General features: G+C 67.3%; 17 protein-coding genes and 1 tRNA gene. 11 read left to right on the forward strand and 7 right to left on the reverse strand.

The window, feature by feature from the left end; genetic code table 11:
* Positions 1-7: 7 nt before the first annotated feature.
* Positions 8-520 carry a hypothetical protein gene (locus HJG44_RS20680; RefSeq protein ID WP_171220234.1) on the reverse strand — a complete coding sequence of 171 codons (513 nt, stop codon included), beginning with the start codon at positions 518-520 and terminating at the stop codon, positions 8-10.
* 3 nt (positions 521-523) lie between these two features.
* Here HJG44_RS20680 and HJG44_RS24315 point away from each other — a divergent pair, with 3 nt between their 5' ends.
* The 6 genes from HJG44_RS24315 to HJG44_RS20710 all read left to right on the forward strand — a co-directional run bounded on the left by HJG44_RS24315 (position 524) and on the right by HJG44_RS20710 (position 6,143).
* A complete protein-coding gene (locus HJG44_RS24315) occupies positions 524-2,464 on the forward strand; it encodes a DUF5906 domain-containing protein (RefSeq protein WP_171220235.1) in 1,941 nt (646 codons plus the stop codon).
* Positions 2,465-2,527: 63 nt separating this feature from the next.
* A complete protein-coding gene (locus tag HJG44_RS20690) occupies positions 2,528-3,811 on the forward strand; it encodes a tyrosine-type recombinase/integrase (RefSeq protein ID WP_171220236.1) in 1,284 nt (427 codons plus the stop codon).
* Positions 3,812-3,835: 24 nt separating this feature from the next.
* Positions 3,836-4,090, forward strand: a complete 255-nt coding sequence (locus tag HJG44_RS20695; protein WP_171220237.1) for a helix-turn-helix transcriptional regulator — start codon at positions 3,836-3,838, stop codon at positions 4,088-4,090.
* Between the two features lie 234 nt (positions 4,091-4,324).
* Complete coding sequence (locus HJG44_RS20700; protein ID WP_171220238.1) at positions 4,325-4,729, forward strand: hypothetical protein; 405 nt, start codon at positions 4,325-4,327, stop codon at positions 4,727-4,729.
* 116 nt (positions 4,730-4,845) lie between these two features.
* Positions 4,846-5,907: a tyrosine-type recombinase/integrase gene (locus tag HJG44_RS20705; RefSeq protein WP_171220239.1), complete on the forward strand. Its 1,062-nt coding sequence runs from the start codon at positions 4,846-4,848 to the stop codon at positions 5,905-5,907.
* Positions 5,904-6,143 (forward strand): hypothetical protein, encoded by a 240-nt coding sequence (locus HJG44_RS20710; RefSeq protein WP_171220240.1) that lies wholly within the window; start codon positions 5,904-5,906, stop codon positions 6,141-6,143. The genes HJG44_RS20705 and HJG44_RS20710 overlap by 4 nt, the downstream gene beginning before the upstream one ends.
* Before the next feature lie 130 nt (positions 6,144-6,273).
* Here the strand turns inward: HJG44_RS20710 and HJG44_RS20715 are convergent.
* Positions 6,274-6,350: transfer RNA gene (locus tag HJG44_RS20715), tRNA-His, on the reverse strand.
* Positions 6,351-6,457: 107 nt separating this feature from the next.
* Here HJG44_RS20715 and HJG44_RS20720 point away from each other — a divergent pair.
* The 3 genes from HJG44_RS20720 to HJG44_RS20730 all read left to right on the forward strand — a co-directional run bounded on the left by HJG44_RS20720 (position 6,458) and on the right by HJG44_RS20730 (position 9,222).
* On the forward strand, positions 6,458-6,946 hold the full coding sequence (locus HJG44_RS20720; protein ID WP_171220241.1) for an NUDIX domain-containing protein: 489 nt from the start codon (positions 6,458-6,460) through the stop codon (positions 6,944-6,946).
* Positions 6,947-7,017: 71 nt separating this feature from the next.
* Positions 7,018-8,094 (forward strand): tartrate dehydrogenase, encoded by a 1,077-nt coding sequence (locus HJG44_RS20725; RefSeq protein WP_171220242.1) that lies wholly within the window; start codon positions 7,018-7,020, stop codon positions 8,092-8,094.
* 195 nt (positions 8,095-8,289) lie between these two features.
* A complete protein-coding gene (locus tag HJG44_RS20730; RefSeq protein WP_171220243.1) occupies positions 8,290-9,222 on the forward strand; it encodes a DMT family transporter in 933 nt (310 codons plus the stop codon).
* Between the two features lie 210 nt (positions 9,223-9,432).
* On the opposite strand, the gene HJG44_RS20735 is transcribed toward HJG44_RS20730, so the two are convergent.
* The 4 genes from HJG44_RS20735 to HJG44_RS20750 form a co-directional block, all read right to left on the reverse strand.
* Positions 9,433-9,654, reverse strand: coding sequence for a DUF1902 domain-containing protein (locus HJG44_RS20735; RefSeq protein ID WP_171220244.1), 222 nt, complete (start codon positions 9,652-9,654; stop codon positions 9,433-9,435).
* A gap of 58 nt (positions 9,655-9,712) precedes the next feature.
* Positions 9,713-11,302 carry a phosphoglycerate dehydrogenase gene (gene serA, locus HJG44_RS20740; protein ID WP_171220245.1) on the reverse strand — a complete coding sequence of 530 codons (1,590 nt, stop codon included), beginning with the start codon at positions 11,300-11,302 and terminating at the stop codon, positions 9,713-9,715.
* A gap of 153 nt (positions 11,303-11,455) precedes the next feature.
* Positions 11,456-11,896 carry an SseB family protein gene (locus tag HJG44_RS20745; RefSeq protein ID WP_171220246.1) on the reverse strand — a complete coding sequence of 147 codons (441 nt, stop codon included), beginning with the start codon at positions 11,894-11,896 and terminating at the stop codon, positions 11,456-11,458.
* An 8-nt stretch (positions 11,897-11,904) separates the two neighbouring features.
* Complete coding sequence (locus HJG44_RS20750; protein ID WP_171220398.1) at positions 11,905-13,083, reverse strand: phosphoserine transaminase; 1,179 nt, start codon at positions 13,081-13,083, stop codon at positions 11,905-11,907.
* Between the two features lie 181 nt (positions 13,084-13,264).
* Here HJG44_RS20750 and HJG44_RS20755 point away from each other — a divergent pair, with 181 nt between their 5' ends.
* Both HJG44_RS20755 and HJG44_RS20760 read left to right on the forward strand, forming a co-directional pair.
* Positions 13,265-15,301 (forward strand): protein meaA, encoded by a 2,037-nt coding sequence (locus HJG44_RS20755; protein WP_171220247.1) that lies wholly within the window; start codon positions 13,265-13,267, stop codon positions 15,299-15,301.
* Between the two features lie 8 nt (positions 15,302-15,309).
* A complete protein-coding gene (locus HJG44_RS20760) occupies positions 15,310-15,819 on the forward strand; it encodes a PilZ domain-containing protein (RefSeq protein ID WP_346767234.1) in 510 nt (169 codons plus the stop codon).
* 32 nt (positions 15,820-15,851) lie between these two features.
* Here the strand turns inward: HJG44_RS20760 and HJG44_RS20765 are convergent, their stop codons facing one another.
* Positions 15,852-16,280, reverse strand: coding sequence for a BA14K family protein (locus HJG44_RS20765; protein WP_171220249.1), 429 nt, complete (start codon positions 16,278-16,280; stop codon positions 15,852-15,854).
* Positions 16,281-16,329 lie beyond the last annotated feature (49 nt).

A 16,329-nucleotide genomic window follows, 5' to 3' on the forward strand; every position in this document is an offset into this window, starting at 1 on the left:
CAACGGCCTACCTCAAGGCCCTAAGCACGAAAACAGGTCTGCCATGAGCGAGGATAGGAATTTCGGGGCCGCGTCGCGGCCCTTCATCGACTATGCGGGCATCGACGCCCGTGACCTCCTCCCGATTATCCCGCACGACGCCAAGCTCTCCCCACAATCGAAGGTTCTTCCGCACTCCCTCGGCAAGGTGCCGGGCCGGTTCGACCGCGTGTCGGGTACGTGGATGGGTGCGAAGGGCAACGCCCTGTCGATGCCGCTCACGGATCGGCAGGTGGCGTTCATGGGTTCGTGGCCGACCGCGAATGTGGGCCTGCGGACGGAGTTCTACCCGGCCGTGGACATCGACGCGGAAAGCGAGCGCGCCCGCGACATCGTGCAGAAGGCCGTGGAAGACTTCCTCGGCTTCGCGCCGATCCGCGAGCGCGAGGGGTCGCCCCGTGCGCTCATGCTCTACCGCCTGATCGGCGACGAGCCGGTCCGCGTGATGCACCTGAAGTTCACGCTCGACCGGAAGACGCATAAGGTGGACATCCTCGGCAAGGGGCAGCAGTGCGTCATCGCCGGCACCCATCGCGAGGGGCAGAAGATCGGATGGCGCGAGGGCCATGACCTTCTGCAATGGGGCGTCACCGGCATGTCGGGCGTCACGGCCAAGGACATGCGCGATGTCTACGACGTGATCGTGCAAGCCGTGCAGGCGGCCGGCGGCGTGATCGACGAGCGGCAGCGCGTGCGGACGGGTTACGACGAGAGGGGCCGGCTCGGCGTCTATGTCGGCGACATCGAACCTTTCTGCGATCCCGAGCACGTCCTGTCCGTGCTCCGCCACATGCCGAACACCTACGAGACGCTGCCGCTGCACGACGACGTGGTGGCCTTCCTCGCGAGCCTGCGCGCCGCCCTCGGCAAGCGCGGCGACGAGTTCAAGGGTGAGGTCGCCGAATGGGCGGTCGCGAACGGCGCCTGCGATCTCGGTTATTTCGAGAAGACGTGGGCGAGCCTGACCTACGTTCACGCGAGCCCGGACTTCATCTTCCGAGTTGCCCGGCGCCACGGGTGGCGCGGCATGGCCGAGTTCGAGTTCGACGACCTGCCGGCGGAGGATCTCGACGAGGCCGTGGACGAGGCACGGGCGCAACAGGGCGAGAGCGCGGCCGAGCGTGCGGCGCGGCGCCTCGTCTATTGGCCGGCAGAGAAGACGTGGATCGTCGTCGCGAGCGGCATGATGCTGAAGGGCAATGAGGCCCTGAACATGCACCCCATCGGCCTGACGGTGGCACCTGCCGGCAAGACGGGTGAGAAGTCGGCCGCCGCCATCATCCGCAACACAGGGAAGGTGCGAGATGTCGTGGGGATCTCCTACGCGCCGGGCAAGCCGCGCCTGTTCGAGGACGAGCTTGGCGAGGTGCGCGGCCTCTACTTCAATCGGTGGAGCCCGCCGCCCGTGCAGGTGCCGGCTACCGCGACCGAAGAGGACGTGAAGCCGTGGCTCGATCACATGCGCTTCCTCTTCCCCGACGACGACGAGCGGACCACGCTCATTCAGTGGATGGCGTTCATTGCCCGGAACCCCGGCGCGAAGGTGCGGTGGGCGCCCGTCATCGTCGGCCGGCAGGGCGTCGGCAAGGACATTGCATTCCGGCCGCTGCACTACGCCGTGGGCCTGAAGAACGTGCATGAGATCAGCCCGACCGTCCTGAATGACAAATATACGCCGTACATGGAGGCGCAGCTTGTTATCGTGCAGGAAATGATCCGGCACGAAAAGCAGGACACTTACGAGAAATTGAAGGCTCTGATTACCGGAACAGGCACGGATACTGTCGTCATCAACATCAAGAACAAACCGCATTATGTCGTGAAGAACACGGCCTGCTTCATGTTCTTCACGAACCACGCGGACGCCCTGAAGCTGAGCGGACAGGACCGGCGTTATTTCATCGTCGAGGCCGCACCGCAGCGGCCTCGCGACGGCGCCTACTATGCGAAGCTCGGTGAATGGTATGAGCGCGGCGGCTACGGCCGCATCCTCCGCTACCTGCAATCGGTGGACCTGACCGGCTTCGACGCCGCGACGCCGAAATGGACGAACGCGAAGACGACGATGCTCGAAGCCTCGCGGTCCATGCCCGAGCGGTGGATCATCGAAGCATTCGAGCCTGGCGGCATGTTCGAGCACCGCACCATCGTGACCGTGAAGGAAATCGACGACGCGATCACAGGGAACGTCGCACTGCGGTTCTCGCCGCCGAGCCAAGGGATGATCTCGCGCGTGCTGACGGAGGAGTTGAAGTTCGTGAAGCGGCCGTCACAAGCCCGGCTCCATGACGGCACGAAACGGTTTGTGTACCTGCGCAACGAGGCCGATCTGAACGTGCGTGAGAGCGAGATCGCCGCGCGCTACAAACGTGAAACAGGCGCGAATGGCGATTTCACCGTGATCGAAGGCGATAAAGCTGCTTGACTGATACCCACGCCCTAAAATAAACATCCGGGTAGACGGCGGCGATGTTGACAGTTGGAGGGCATGGTGTCCATTCAGAGCACGTTGCCGCAGCAACACCACCCTGACATTGCGATACCCATGCGAGTGACGATCCTTGAGACGCGCCCGAACACGTGGCGCCTGCGGATCGAGACGCCCGGCGAAAACGGGAAGAGAACCTTCTCCTACAGGACGATCAAAGGCACCCGCGAGGACGCGGAATATGAGCGCCTTACGCTTCTGCGTGAGGCCCGTGCCAAAGATCGTGTGACAGAGCCGAAGCGTCTTGTCCGTGGCACCTCGACCGTCACCGTTGGCGAGTACCTGAAGCGGTGGATCGAGATGCGCCGCCATCGCGGCGAGATCGCCGACACGACCGCCGAGTGGTACGGCTTCGTGACGAACTACGTCCTGCCGGCCATTGGCGACAAGCCGCTGCGGTCGATCACGGCGGCCGACATTCAGGCCCTCTACGACGACCTTCTGACGCGCCTTTCGCCACGCACGGTGCGCCATATCCATGCACGCCTTAAGCCGGCGTTCGAGGATGCCTTGATCGAGGGCCTGATCTCCTCAAACCCGTTCAACGGCAAGCGTGTGCGCCCGCCGCGCGCCGACGAGACGAAGATCGAGACGCTCTCGCAGGCGGACATCGGCCGGCTCGTCATGTGCGTGGATCAGAAGCACCCGACCGTAGCGCCGATCATCCGCTTCGCGGTCGCGACCGGCCTCCGCCGGGGCGAAATTTGCGCGCTGCGGTGGGAGGACATCGAGTTCCACCGCGACGCGAGCAACCGCCTGATTGGTGGCGTGGTCCACGTGCGCCGCAACGCCGTGCAGACCGGCAATGAGGTGCAGGTGAAGCGGCCGAAAACGAAATCGAGCGTGCGCACCGTTGCGCTGCCGCCGTCCGTCGCCCACGAACTCGCCGACATGCGCAATAAGGTCGTCGAGAAGCTGAACGCCGACGAGCCGGGCAAAGTGGAAGCCTGCTACGTCTTCCCGGCCTCCCACGGCGGCATCCGCGTGCCGTCCGCGCTCACGCACCAAGTCAACCGGGCAATGGCCGATTGCGGCCTCGAACGGTTCACGCTGCACGACCTGCGGCACGCCCACGCGACCTTCCTCCTCTCGCGGAGGATGCCCGTGAAGGCCGTGTCGCAGCGGCTCGGGCACGCGGATATCACGGTCACGCTGCGCACCTACGCGCACGTGATCCCACAGGACGACGCCGCGCTCGCGGCGCTCACGGAAGACCTCCTGCCACGTGCAGGAGGCTCTCTCCTCGATATGTCGGACGATGAAGACGACGACGAGGATCTTTGACCCTGCCATGAGAAGGAAGATGGGATGTCACAGGAAAGGATCGTTCCGCGCGGCCTGACGAAGGCCGATGCCGCCGCCTATGTCGGTGTGTCGGTGAAGAAATTCACGCTGCTCGTTCAGGCCGGCATCCTGCCGAAGCCGTCCGTGGGTGACGTGTGGGATCGGAAGGCCATCGACGCGGCCTTCGACAAGCTGTCGGGCATGTCCTCCGACAACGACAACGACGCCGACCGCGCTCTCGCCGAATGGGAGGCGCAGCAGCAGGGGAGGGCGGCTTGATGGGTGTCCGTATCCTTTATCGGGGCACCCCACCCGCTGAGAAATTATACAACGGCACCTGCTTGACGTGCGGCACGCGTATCGAGTGCCAACGCGGGGATGGCCGTTTCGAGCCGGGCAGCCAACACAATCTCGGCGAGACTGTCCGGGTCCCATGCCCTGTCTGCACAGGCGTGATCTACGCGAGCCCGAAGCGCGTCACTTTCTCGTTCCCGATCCACGGGAGAGACTGACATGCCGCACCTCTCCAAATTCACCTGCAAGTGCGGCGCGAGTGCCAAGATCGTGCAGACCTATCGTGGCGACGATCACCTGTCGCGGCGGTACGAATGCCCGAACGGGCACCGCTTCAGCACCGTCGAGATCGAAGGCACTGCGCGCGATGTCATCGGCCCCGGCAAGGGCCTCGCCTCGATTGAGGATGAGATCGTGCGCCTCGGTGAGCGCATCCGCTATTGGCGCGCCAAGACGCGGGACCCGGAGGGCACTCGGCTGTCGCGCAAGCGCGCCTATTACCGGCGCTCGGCGCGGATCGAGGCGCGGCGGCATGGCCTCACGATGGAGGAGGTGTTGCGCTCGTGGGGCGTGGCCGAGTTCTGCGGCGTGCCGCCCGCGCAGCCCGTGCAGGAGGCCGCGTGAAAACCGATGCGCGGACCTAGCGGAACCTACCGAGGTGAAGGTGTTAGCGGCGCTTTGGTGTTCATCATCGCCGTGCTCGCGCTCGCGGGTATCAGCACCCTTCTGAACATCTTCGCATGAAGCAGCAGACCCTCCTCCACGGCGTCCACGTCGTCAAACGGCCGCACGCGGACGGATCGGTGGCGGTCCACTACTACCACCGGAAGACGCGGATGAAGCTGCCGGGGATGCCCGGCTCAGCCGAGTTCGCGGCGGCGCTGCGCGCTGCGGAGGAGGCGATGCGGCGACCTGTTACGGTCGCCACCAACGTGTCGGCCCTGATCCGGGGCTATTGCGCCTCGGCGGAGTGGAAACGCCTCGCCGAGAGCACCCGCGCCAACGAGCGCCTCGTCCTAAAGGCCGTCGAGGACAAATGGGGCACCCTGCCCGTAGCCGTCTTCCGGTCGAAGAAGATCCGCGCTCGCGTGATCGAGTGGCGCGATGAGATCGCCGAGAAGCATCCTCGCGCGGCCGACGCTCGCGTGGGCGCTTTCGCACGCGTGCTCGCATGGGCGCTCGACAGGGGCCTCGTGGACGACAACCCGCTCGCCGGGATCAAGAACGTCTACCGCTCGGAACGAGCCGACCTGATTTGGCTGCCCGAGCACGTGGCGGCCATGTCGAAGGTCTGCGGCCCGGAACTGCGCATGGCGCTCGCGCTCGCGCTCCATACCGGGCAGCGGCAGGCCGACATTCTGAAGCTGCGGTGGGATCAATACGACGGCCGCGCGATCCGCCTGAAGCAGGGGAAGACGAAGCGGAATGTCTATGTGCCCTGCACGAAGGCGCTGAAAACCGTGCTTGACGCGGTGCCCGAGGAGAAGCGCACCGGCACGGTCGTGAAGAACTCGCTCGGCGGCGTCTACTTGAAGCGGTCCTTTATCGCCATGTGGTCGCGGGCCTATAAGAAAGCCGGCCTGCCGACCGGCGAGGAGCAACTGCATTTCCACGACCTGCGCGGCACGGCCGTGACCATGCTCTCGCGGGCCGGGTGCCTGCCGCAGGAGATCGCGACCATCACGGGGCACTCCCTCGTGAGCGTCAACCGGATCTTGGAGGTGTACCTGTCCCGCACCGCTGAACTCGCCGAGAGCGCCATCGAGAAGCTCGACGCCTTTCAGGAGACGAACCCGACATGAGCGACGAACGCCCCCACGTGCTCGCCTTCACCCGCGAGGAGATGATCCTGCTGCAATCGGCCGTGGACCTGCTGAAGTTCCAACTGAACGAGCACCACAACGCGGCGCTCCTGTGTGGCGACCCGGACAAGATCGCCCGAGCGGAAGAGCAGATGGAACGGGCCAAGCACGTCGCGTCCCGGCTGCTAGGCTCACATTCCTACCACCGACTGAAGCCCGGCGCGGTCTACGGTTGACCTGTCGGACGGGTGCCGGATGTTCACCAACCTCGGGACCGTGTAAACCGACTTTGTAAACGGTGGTGTAAACGGTCCCGAAAACTTCGCCCGGTTTATCAGGTCTTCAGGACTAAGTATCTGCAATCATTGGTACCGCCGCCCCGGCTCGAACGGGGGACCCCCAGATCCACAATCTGGTGCTCTAACCAACTGAGCTACGGCGGCCCGGGCGCGTCTTGCGAACGCGGGTGGCATGTATCCCTCCCGGCCCCGGAACACAAGCTCCGCATCGGCTTCCCCGGCGCGGGCCCGCGTCCTATGAGCCGGACCGCATGAGCGATTTCGCCCGATCCTATCTCGGCCAGCTGCGCGCCGCCGTGGGCAGCCGGCTGCTGCTCGTCCCCGGCATGCGGATCGTCGTCGAGCGCGAGGACGGGGCCGTGCTGCTCCAGCTCCGCTCAGATTATCGGCTCTGGGGCTTGCCGGGCGGCGTGCCGGACGAGGGGGAGGGGGCGGACGAGACCGTCATCCGCGAGACCTTGGAGGAGACAGGCATTCAGGTGCTGGAACCCAAGCCCTTCGGCTTCGCCTGCGATCCCGCCCACGAGGTCTGGACCTACCCGAACGGCGACCGCTGCCACTACTTCACGCTGCTCTATGCCGCCCGCCGCTTCACGGGCGAGCTCATCGGCGCCAACGACGAGAGCCTGCAGGTCGGCTGGTTCGAGCCCGCCGATCTGCCGCCGCTTCTCCCCGTGATGCGCCGGACGCTCGACGCCTATGCGCGCCATCGCAGGACGGGGGAGTTCCAGATGATCTGAGCCGGGTCGCGAGTTGACCCGCGCCCCCCGATGGCGGAAGCCGGCGGGTACGCAGAGGTCGGAGGAAGCGGATGGGTTCGGGCAAGCGCTACCGCGTCGCGGTGATCCCGGGGGACGGGATCGGCAAGGAGGTCGTGCCGGAGGGCGTGCGCGTGCTGGAAAAGGCGGCCTCGCGCCACGGTTTCGAGCTCCAGCTCGACTGGTTCGACTTCGCCTCCTGGGACTACTACGCCAAGCACGGCCGCATGATGCCGGAGGACTGGAAGGACCAGGTCGGCCGGCACGACGCGATCTTCTTCGGGGCCGTCGGCTGGCCGGAGAAGATCCCCGACCACGTTTCCCTCTGGGGCTCGCTGCTCCTCTTCCGCCGCGACTTCGACCAGTACATCAACCTCCGGCCGGTCCGCCTGATGCCGGGCGTGAAGTGCCCGCTGGCCGGCCGCGAGCCCGGGGACATCGATTTCTGGGTCGTGCGCGAGAACACGGAGGGCGAGTACTCCGCCATCGGCGGCCGCGCCTTCCCGGGGACGGACCGCGAGTTCGTGGTGCAGGAATCGGTCTTCACCCGCACCGGGGTGGACCGGGTCCTCAAATTCGCCTTCGAACTCGCGAGGTCGCGTCCGAAGAAGCACCTGACCGCTGCCACGAAGTCGAACGGCATCTCGATCTCGATGCCGTACTGGGACGAGCGGCTGGAGGCGATGGCGGCCGGCTACCCGGACGTGCGCTGGGACAAGTACCACATCGACATCCTGACCGCGCATTTCGTGCTGAACCCCGACCGGTTCGACGTGGTGGTCGCCTCCAACCTCTTCGGCGACATCCTGTCGGACCTCGGCCCGGCCTGCACGGGCACGATCGGGATCGCGCCGTCGGGCAACATCAATCCGACCCGCGAGCATCCCTCCGTCTTCGAGCCGGTCCATGGTTCGGCGCCGGACATCGCGGGGCAGGGGATCGCCAACCCCATCGGCCAGATCTGGTCCGGCGCCATGATGCTCGAGCATCTCGGCGAGACGGAAGCGGCGGCCGACATCGTGGCCGGGATCGAGCGCGTGCTTGCCGAACGCACGCTCCGCACCCGCGACCTCGGCGGCAATGCCGGGACGGAGGAGTGCGGAAGGGCGGTCGCGGAGGCGATCGGATAGCGTGGCGGCCGGCTCGCGGCATGGAGGAGGGGCCCCCTGCGGGTCCGTCCACGAGGCCGTCCGGCGGCGAGCGAGGCCCCGGCCAGGCGAGTGCGCCGGGGCCCACTTTGCTCGCCCCGATCCTGTCCGATGATCGCCCGGGCTCCCGCGGCCTAAGAGAGAGGCGTCCTACAATGAAGCAGGAATAGGGCAGGCATGACCTCGCTGACCCGGGCCATCGGGCGCCGGCTCTACGCGCAGCCCTACCTGCTTCTGACTCTGACCCCGCTCATGTGGGCGGGCAATGCAGTGGCGGGGCGTGCGCTTGTGGGCGAGGTCTCGCCGATGGTCACGACGCTGCTCCGATGGCTGCTGGTGCTCGTTCTCCTGGCCGTCGTGGCGCGCCGGCAGATCGTCGCCGAACGCCGCCTGCTTGCCCGACATTGGCGCTTCGTCCTGGTGATGGGCGCCGTCGGGTTCACCGGGTTCAACGCGCCGCTCTACCTCGGCGCGACCACCACGACAGCCGTCAACATAGGGATGATCCAGGGGGTCATGCCGGCCCTCGTGCTCGCCGGCAGCTTCCTCGCCTACCGCACCCCGTTCACGCCGCTGCAGGTGGCAGGCCTCCTCGTCGCCATTGCCGGGGTGGCCGTGACGGTGAGCCATGGCGATCTCGCGCTGCTTCGCGCGCTTCAGGTCCGCCCCGGCGACCTCTGGGTGCTCTTCGCCTGCGCGCTCTACGCCGGCTATACGGTCGCGCTGCGGCGGCGGCCGCCGATCTCGGCGCTCGCCTTCTTCGCCGGGTTGTCGCTCGCGGCCTTCGTCAGCACGCTGCCGCTCGTTGCCGCCGAGATGGCGACGGGACTTGCCCGATGGCCCGGCCCGAAGGGCTGGGCCATCCTGGGCTTCCTGGCGGTCGGGCCCTCGTTCGTGAGCCAGATCTTCTACATGCGAGGCGTCGAGCTGATCGGGCCGGGGCGCGCCGGGCTGTTCGTGAACCTTGTGCCGGTCTTCGCGGCGCTGCTTGCGGTGCTCATCCTCGGCGAGACCTTCGCGGCCTACCACGCTGTCGCGCTTGCTCTCGTGCTCGCCGGGATCGCGCTGGCGGAGGTCGGGCGGCCGCACGTCGTCCGCGGCACCGGTTAGAATTTCTTCTCGATTCCGAGTGCTTTCAGGATCTTGTTCGAGAGATGGCGCGACTTGCTTCCGGCGTCCACTGAAACGGTTCGCGCCAGTCTTCGGATTGATCCAGATCTCGTGATCCCCCTTGCCGGGCCGCAAATACTCCCAGCCGTGTTCTCGGAGGACGCGACGAAGCAGCAGGCCGTAATCGACCACGCGGAGATCCAACGGCGGTCAGGCTGCCGCGGGAAGCACCTCGTCCAGCCTGACGCGCAATTCAAGGTGCAAGCGCGTGCCCTGAGGGATCTTATCATCGAGCAGGTCCGAGGCTATAATCGGCACCTTCCGGCGAAGCTCGTCCAAAGTCTCAGCTTCCGTGAAGAGACCGATTTCCGGCGACGCCGCGATCCAGACGCTCGCCTCGCCGTACCATTCGACCTCGACAGAGTTGTCCATCGGCGCGCCTCGAAGCTAGCATCCCGTCCTAAACGCAGTGGGCGCGCAAGGGAAGCGCTCAAAACCTCAAGGGCTTGGCCTGCTTGACGCCCGGGATGGTCTGGATGCGGGCAAGAACCCCGGGGGGCACCTCGCCGTCCACCTCCACCAGCGCGATCGCCGAGCCGCCGGGCCGGTCGCGGCCGAGCGCGAAGGTCGCGATGTTGACGCCCGCATCGCCCAGGGTCGTCGCGAAGCGGCCGATGAAGCCCGGCTTGTCCTCGTTCGACACGTAGATCATCGAGGGCGCGAACTCGCCGTCCACCTTCAGGCCCTTGATGTCGACGATGCGCGGTTTGCCGTCGGCGAAGACGGTGCCCGAAACGGAGCGCTCCTGCTTCTCGGTGACGACCGTCACCGTGACGAGCGAGTCGTAGTCGCCGTCCTGTTCGCGAGTCATCTCCTCCACCACGATGCCGCGTTCCTTGGCGACGGAGGGGGCGGAGACGACGTTCACCTCCGCCAGCATCGGCCGAAGCAGGCCGGCGACGGCCGCGCTCGTGAGCGCCTTGGTCTTCATCCCCGCGACCTCGCCCTGATAGGTCACGCGGACGCTCTTCAGCCCCGTCTCGGTGAGCTGGCCGGCGAAGGAGCCGAGCTTCTCGGCCAGCGCGATGAAGGGCTTCAGCCGCGGCGCCTCCTCGGCCGTGATGGAGGGGAAGTTCACCGCGTTCTGGATCGCGCCCTTGGTCAGGTAGTCCGACATCTGCTCGGCGATCTGAAGCGCCACGTTCTCCTGCGCCTCGGTCGTCGCGGCGCCGAGATGCGGCGTGCAGACCACGTGCGGATGGCCGAAGAGCGGGTTCTCGAGCGCGGGCTCGGTCGAGAACACGTCGAAGGCGGCGCCAGCGACATGGCCGGATTCGAGCGCCGCCCGGAGCGCCACCTCGTCGACGAGGCCGCCGCGCGCGCAGTTGATGATGCGGACGCCCTTCTTCGTCCGGGCGAGCGCCTCGGCCGAGAGGATGTTGCGGGTCTTCTCGGTGAGCGGCGTGTGCAGGGTGATGATGTCGGCCCGGGCGAGAAGCTCGTCCAGCTCGACCTTCTCGACCCCCAGATCGAGCGCCCGCTCGGGCGACAGGAACGGGTCGAAGGCGATCACCCGCATATGCAGGCCCTGGGCGCGGTCGGCCACGATCGCCCCGATATTGCCGCAGCCGATGATCCCGAGCGTCTTGCCGGTAATCTCGACCCCCATGAAGCGGTTCTTCTCCCATTTGCCGGCCTGGGTGGAGGCATCGGCGGCCGGGATCTCGCGCGCGAGCGCGAACATCATGGCGATGGCGTGTTCGGCGGTCGTGATCGAATTGCCGAAGGGCGTGTTCATGACGATCACGCCGCGCGCCGTCGCGGCCGGGATGTCGACATTGTCGACCCCGATCCCGGCCCGGCCGATCACCTTCAATGCGCTCGCGCGCTCCAGGATCTTCGAGGTGACTTTGGTGGCCGACCGGATGGCGAGGCCATCGTACTGGCCGATGATGGCGGCAAGCCGGTCCTTGTCCTTGCCGAGATCGGGCTGGAAATCGACCTCGACGCCGCGCTCCTTGAAGATCTGGACGGCGGCTGGGGACAGGGCGTCGGAGATGAGGACGCGGGGTGCGGGCATGTGAGCTCCAGGCTTGGCTCTACCCTCGTCATGCTGAGGAGCGCCCGGGCATCGGCCCGGGGGCGTCTCGAAGCACGCAGTACCGTTATGCGTCCTTCGAGGCTGCGCTTCGCTCCGCACCTCAGGATGACGAGGTGGTGGATTGCAGATGTTTCAGTGTGCGGTGAGGTCGCCCCGCAGCATCGCCTCGACGTCGCTGCGGAGCAGGAGGACCCCGTAATCGGAGCCCGGATTGAGGACGAACTCGGTGCCCGGATGGCGCAGGAAGATGTTGTGGACCTTGTCGGTCGCGATGAAATGGTTGGCCTGGTAGGCCGCCTGCGCCCGGACGGGAGCCGAGAAGATCGGAAACAGGGTCTTGCCGTCCCGAACGATGGGCTCGAGGTCGAGCCGGACATCGGGTGGGACGACCGCCTGACCGTCCGCCCCGACCGTGATCCGGCCGTTTGCGGGCAGGAGCGCGAGGTAGACCTCGGCCTTCACGAGCTCCCGCAGGAACGCGTCCCGGAAGGCGGGCTCGTGCGCGGCGCGCACGAGCTCGACCTCGAGTTCGTTCTGCGGCGTGAAGCTTTCGGACCCGATCTCGTCCGTCATGGCTCGCCTCAGGCGGCCTGGGCCAGGAGCTTCGCCTTTTCCTGGGCGAAGGCCCAGTCGAGCCAGGGCGTGAGCGCCTCGAGATCGGCCGTCTCGACCGTCGCTCCGCACCAGATGCGAAGACCGGGCGGGGCGTCGCGGTAGGCGCCGATGTCGAACGCGACGCCTTCCTTCTCGAGCGTGGACGCGATGCCTTTCGCGACCGCGGCGACGGTGTCCTTGCCCTTCGCGACCACCTCCGGATCGGCGATGACGAGGCAGACGCTCGTGTTGGAGGCGGTGGCCGGATCCGCGGCGAGGTTCGCGATCCACGGCGTGCGGCCGACCCAGTCGAGGATCACCTTCGCGTTGCGGTCGGAGCGGGCGACGAGGCCGTCGAGGCCCCCCTCGCGCTTCGCCCAGTTCAGCGCGTCGAGGTAGTCCTCCACGCAGAGCATCGACGGCGTATTGATGGTCTCGCCCTCGAAGATGCCCTCGATGAGCTTGCCGCCCTTCGTCATCCGGAAGATCTTGGGCAGCGGCCAGGACGGCGTGTAGCTCTCCAGCCGCTGAACCGCGCGCGGCGAGAGGATGAGCATGCCGTGCGCCGCCTCGCCGCCGAGCGCCTTCTGCCAGGAGAAGGTGACGACATCGAGCTTCGGCCAGTCGAGCCGCTGCGAGAAGGCGGCGGAGGTCGCGTCGCAGATCGTCAGTCCCTCGCGGTCCGCCGCGATCCAATCGGCGTTTGGCACCCGGACGCCGGAGGTCGTGCCGTTCCAGGTGAAGACCACATCGCGGGCCTTCGTGTCGACCTCGGCGAGATTCGGCAACTCGCCATAGCCGGACTTGATCACCCGCGCGTCGGTGAGCTTGAGCTGCTTCACGACGTCCGTGACCCAGCCCTCGCCGAAGCTCTCCCAGGCGAGGAGATCGACGCTGCGGGCTCCGAGCAGGGACCAGAGCGCCATCTCGACCGCGCCGGTATCGGAGGCGGGCACGATGCCGATGCGGTAATCGGCCGGGACCTGCAGCACCTCGCGCGTCAGGTCGATCGCGAGCTTCAGCTTCGCCTTGCCGACCTTGGCGCGGTGCGAGCGGCCGAGAGGCGCATCCTTCAGAACGTCGGAGGTCCAGCCGGGGCGCTTGGCGCAGGGGCCGGAGGAGAAAAACGGCGTGCGCGGGCGCTCCGCGGGACGCGTGACGGGCATCGTGGCCATATGGTCCATCCTTCCAGATGGGCGCCCCTCGGTGGGGAGGGGTCTCCCGCCGGCCGATATCCGCCTCGCGGGGCGGAAGGTCAAGCCGAGACGGTTCCATTCCGTCCTTTAGACCTATGCGGGGCTTTCCTTCTGGTTGCGGCGCAGCATGATAGGCGGGAGGGAGCTACGGATGACCACAGAGACCCGCCGGGACAAGCCCTGGCTCTTCCGCACCTATGCCGGGCATTCCACCGCGGCGGAATCGAACGCGCTCTATCGGCGCAATCTCGCCAAGGGACAGACGGGCCTGTCGATCGCCTTCGATCTGCCGACGCAGACCGGCTACGATCCGGACCACGAACTGGCCCGCGGCGAGGTCGGCAAGGTCGGCGTGTCGATCGCGCATATCGGGGACATGCGCGCGCTGTTCGACGGCATCCCGCTCGCGCAGATGAACACCTCCATGACGATCAACGCGCCGGCCGCCTGGCTGCTCGCGCTCTATCTGGCGGTTGCGGAAGAGCAGGGCGCGCCCGTCGCCGCGCTCCAGGGCACGACGCAGAACGACATCATCAAGGAATATCTCTCGCGCGGCACCTACGTGTTCCCGCCGGCGCCCTCCATGCGGCTGACGAAGGACGTGATCCTCTTCACGACGCGGGAGGTCCCGAAATGGAACCCGATGAACGTCTGCTCCTACCACCTGCAGGAGGCGGGCGCGACGCCGGTCCAGGAACTCGCCTTCGCGCTCGCGACCGCGATCGCGGTGCTGGACACCGTCAAAACGTCCGGCGAGGTGGACGAGGCCGGTTTCGCGGAGGTCGTCGGGCGCATCTCCTTCTTCGTGAATGCGGGCCTGCGCTTCGTGACCGAGATCGCGAAGATGCGCGCCTTCACGGAGCTCTGGGACGAGATCACGCGCGACCGCTACGGCATCGCCGACCCGAAGAAGCGGATGTTCCGCTATGGGGTGCAGGTGAACTCGCTCGGCCTCACCGAGCAGCAGCCTGAGAACAACATCCACCGCATCCTCATCGAGATGCTGGCCGTGACCCTGTCGAGGAAGGCGCGGGCTAGGGCAGTCCAGCTTCCAGCATGGAACGAGGCGCTCGGCCTGCCGCGTCCCTGGGACCAGCAATGGTCGCTCCGCATGCAGCAGATCCTGGCCTACGAGACCGACCTCCTGGAATACGACGACCTGTTCGACGGCTCGCGCGTGATGGAGGAGAAGGTCGAGCGGCTGAAGACAGAGGCGCGCGCCGAGCTCGCGCGCGTCGACGCGATCGGCGGCGCCATCGCGGCGGTGGAGACGGGGCTGCTCAAGCGCGCGCTCGTCGAGTCGAATGCAGCGCGGATCGCGCGGGTCGAGGCCGGCGAACAGGTCGTGGTTGGCGTGAACCGCTTCACGGAAGGCGAGCCTTCGCCCCTGGTGGCCGGGGAGGGGACCTTCCTGGCGGTGCCCGAGACGGTCGAGATGGAGGCTGTGCACAAGATCCGCGCCTGGCGTGCGGCGCGCGACCAGGCGGCCGTCGATGCGGCGGTCGCGGAACTCGAAGCCGCGGCGCGCGAGGGCCGCAACATCGTGCCGCCGTCGATCGCGGCCGCGAAGGCGGGCGTAACTACAGGCGAGTGGGGCGAGGCGCTGCGCGGGATCTTCGGCCAGTACCGTGCGCCGACCGGCGTTACGGTCGAGACCAGGAGCCAGCCCCCCGCCGAGGACGTGAGGCTCGTCATCGCCGAGCTCGGGGAAAAGCTTGGCGAGACGCCGCGCCTCATCGTCGGCAAGCCGGGCCTCGACGGCCATTCCAACGGCGCCGAGCAGATCGCGCTCCGCGCCCGGGACGTCGGGATGGAGGTCGCCTACGACGGCATCCGTCAGACCCCGGCCGAGATCGTGGCGCGCGCGGCCGAGACCGGCGCGCACCTGATCGGCCTCTCAATCCTGTCGGGCTCGCATGTGCCGCTGGTCCGGGAGGTGATGGCCCGGCTCCGGCTCGAGAATCTCGACGACATCCCCGTGGTCGTCGGAGGCATCATCTCGGGTGAGGACGAGCTCGTGCTCCGCAACATGGGAGTCGCGGCGGTCTACACGCCGAAGGACTACGAGCTCGACCGCATCATGATCGACATGGCGCGCGTCGTGGAGCGCTCGCTCGCAAAGCGCGCCGAGGCCCGCCCCGCGGCTGGCCGGCCGAAGCGCGAACGCGGGCGCCGCGCCGTGCGTTGACGAGGAGGGTGGAGGGCCGGCCGAAACCAGCGGCGGCATTCACCTTCCGTTCTTCATGGCGTGATAGCGTTTCGCGATACGCCCCAACGAAGTCGAGTTTCGTCTTGGCCGAGGCCACGTCAGACCGCGCACCCAGGCTCAGGACGCTCCTTATGGCGCGCGCGGAGTTCAACGGGGGCGCCACCACGGTCGACTGCACCGTCCGGGATCTGTCCGAGAGCGGCGCCAGGCTGCAGGTCCCCGGCAGTGCGGTCCTGCCGCCGCGCTTCGTGCTCTTCGTCCCGAAGCACGGGCGGCGTTACGACGCGGAGATACGCTGGCAGCGCGACGGCTTCATCGGGATCGAGTTCGTCCGGGATGAGGCCGAGGCCCAGGGCGGGCACCAAGAGGGGGAGCGCGTGGCCAAGCTCGAGGCGGAGGTCGCGCGCCTGCGCCGCCTCATCGAGGCCATCCGGGCCGATCCGAGCCAGGCCAGGCTGCTCGTCGAGCGCTTCGACCTGACCTCGCACACGACGTAGAGGTCGGGCGCGGCGCGCCCGACCGAAGCGGATTACGGGCAGGGATGGCGCTGGCCGTCGTAGCCGAGATAGGTCCCGCTCGCCGGATCGTAGGACTTGAACCGCTGCATGCAGTAGGCGACGGCGTCGTCGTCCGGCGGCGCGGCATAATAGCCCGGCGCCGGAGCCGCCTGCGACGCGATGGCGCCGCCGATGAGCGCTCCGGCGGCGAGGCCGCCGATCAGCGGCGCCGCCCCGTATCCCCGGCGGTAGTAGCCGCCGCGGTATCCGTAGCGCGGCCCGTGATAGCCGCGGCCGCGCCAGCCGCGGCGATACTGCGTGTACTCAACTTTGACGCCGGCGGCGTCGAGGCGCTCGGCCGTGATCGGCGCCGCCGAGGCCGCGTTGGTCGCTGCGCCGGAGAGGAGCCCGGCCGTGCCGAGTGCGGCTGCGGCGAGCGCGGTCGTAAAGATCTGTCGCATCGTCGTCCCATGTCTGGATCGCCCGGAGGCGGGCTGATGGAGAGCCAAC

The organism is Enterovirga aerilata, assembly GCF_013044135.1.
GTDB lineage: Bacteria > Pseudomonadota > Alphaproteobacteria > Rhizobiales > Beijerinckiaceae > Enterovirga > Enterovirga aerilata.

Coding starts and splice junctions, on each gene's coding strand:
- HJG44_RS20690 (WP_171220236.1), top strand. CDS start 2,528: ATGGTGTCCATTCAGAGCACGTTGCCGCAGCAACACCACCCTGACATT.
- HJG44_RS20725 (WP_171220242.1), top strand. CDS start 7,018: ATGGGTTCGGGCAAGCGCTACCGCGTCGCGGTGATCCCGGGGGACGGG.
- HJG44_RS20720 (WP_171220241.1), top strand. CDS start 6,458: ATGAGCGATTTCGCCCGATCCTATCTCGGCCAGCTGCGCGCCGCCGTG.
- HJG44_RS20745 (WP_171220246.1), bottom strand. CDS start 11,896: ATGACGGACGAGATCGGGTCCGAAAGCTTCACGCCGCAGAACGAACTC.
- HJG44_RS20705 (WP_171220239.1), top strand. CDS start 4,846: ATGAAGCAGCAGACCCTCCTCCACGGCGTCCACGTCGTCAAACGGCCG.
- HJG44_RS20735 (WP_171220244.1), bottom strand. CDS start 9,654: ATGGACAACTCTGTCGAGGTCGAATGGTACGGCGAGGCGAGCGTCTGG.
- HJG44_RS20755 (WP_171220247.1), top strand. CDS start 13,265: ATGACCACAGAGACCCGCCGGGACAAGCCCTGGCTCTTCCGCACCTAT.
- HJG44_RS20680 (WP_171220234.1), bottom strand. CDS start 520: ATGCGTCTTCCGGTCGAGCGTGAACTTCAGGTGCATCACGCGGACCGG.
- HJG44_RS20710 (WP_171220240.1), top strand. CDS start 5,904: ATGAGCGACGAACGCCCCCACGTGCTCGCCTTCACCCGCGAGGAGATG.
- HJG44_RS20765 (WP_171220249.1), bottom strand. CDS start 16,280: ATGCGACAGATCTTTACGACCGCGCTCGCCGCAGCCGCACTCGGCACG.
- HJG44_RS20730 (WP_171220243.1), top strand. CDS start 8,290: ATGACCTCGCTGACCCGGGCCATCGGGCGCCGGCTCTACGCGCAGCCC.
- HJG44_RS20750 (WP_171220398.1), bottom strand. CDS start 13,083: ATGCCCGTCACGCGTCCCGCGGAGCGCCCGCGCACGCCGTTTTTCTCC.
- HJG44_RS20700 (WP_171220238.1), top strand. CDS start 4,325: ATGCCGCACCTCTCCAAATTCACCTGCAAGTGCGGCGCGAGTGCCAAG.
- HJG44_RS20695 (WP_171220237.1), top strand. CDS start 3,836: ATGTCACAGGAAAGGATCGTTCCGCGCGGCCTGACGAAGGCCGATGCC.
- serA (WP_171220245.1), bottom strand. CDS start 11,302: ATGCCCGCACCCCGCGTCCTCATCTCCGACGCCCTGTCCCCAGCCGCC.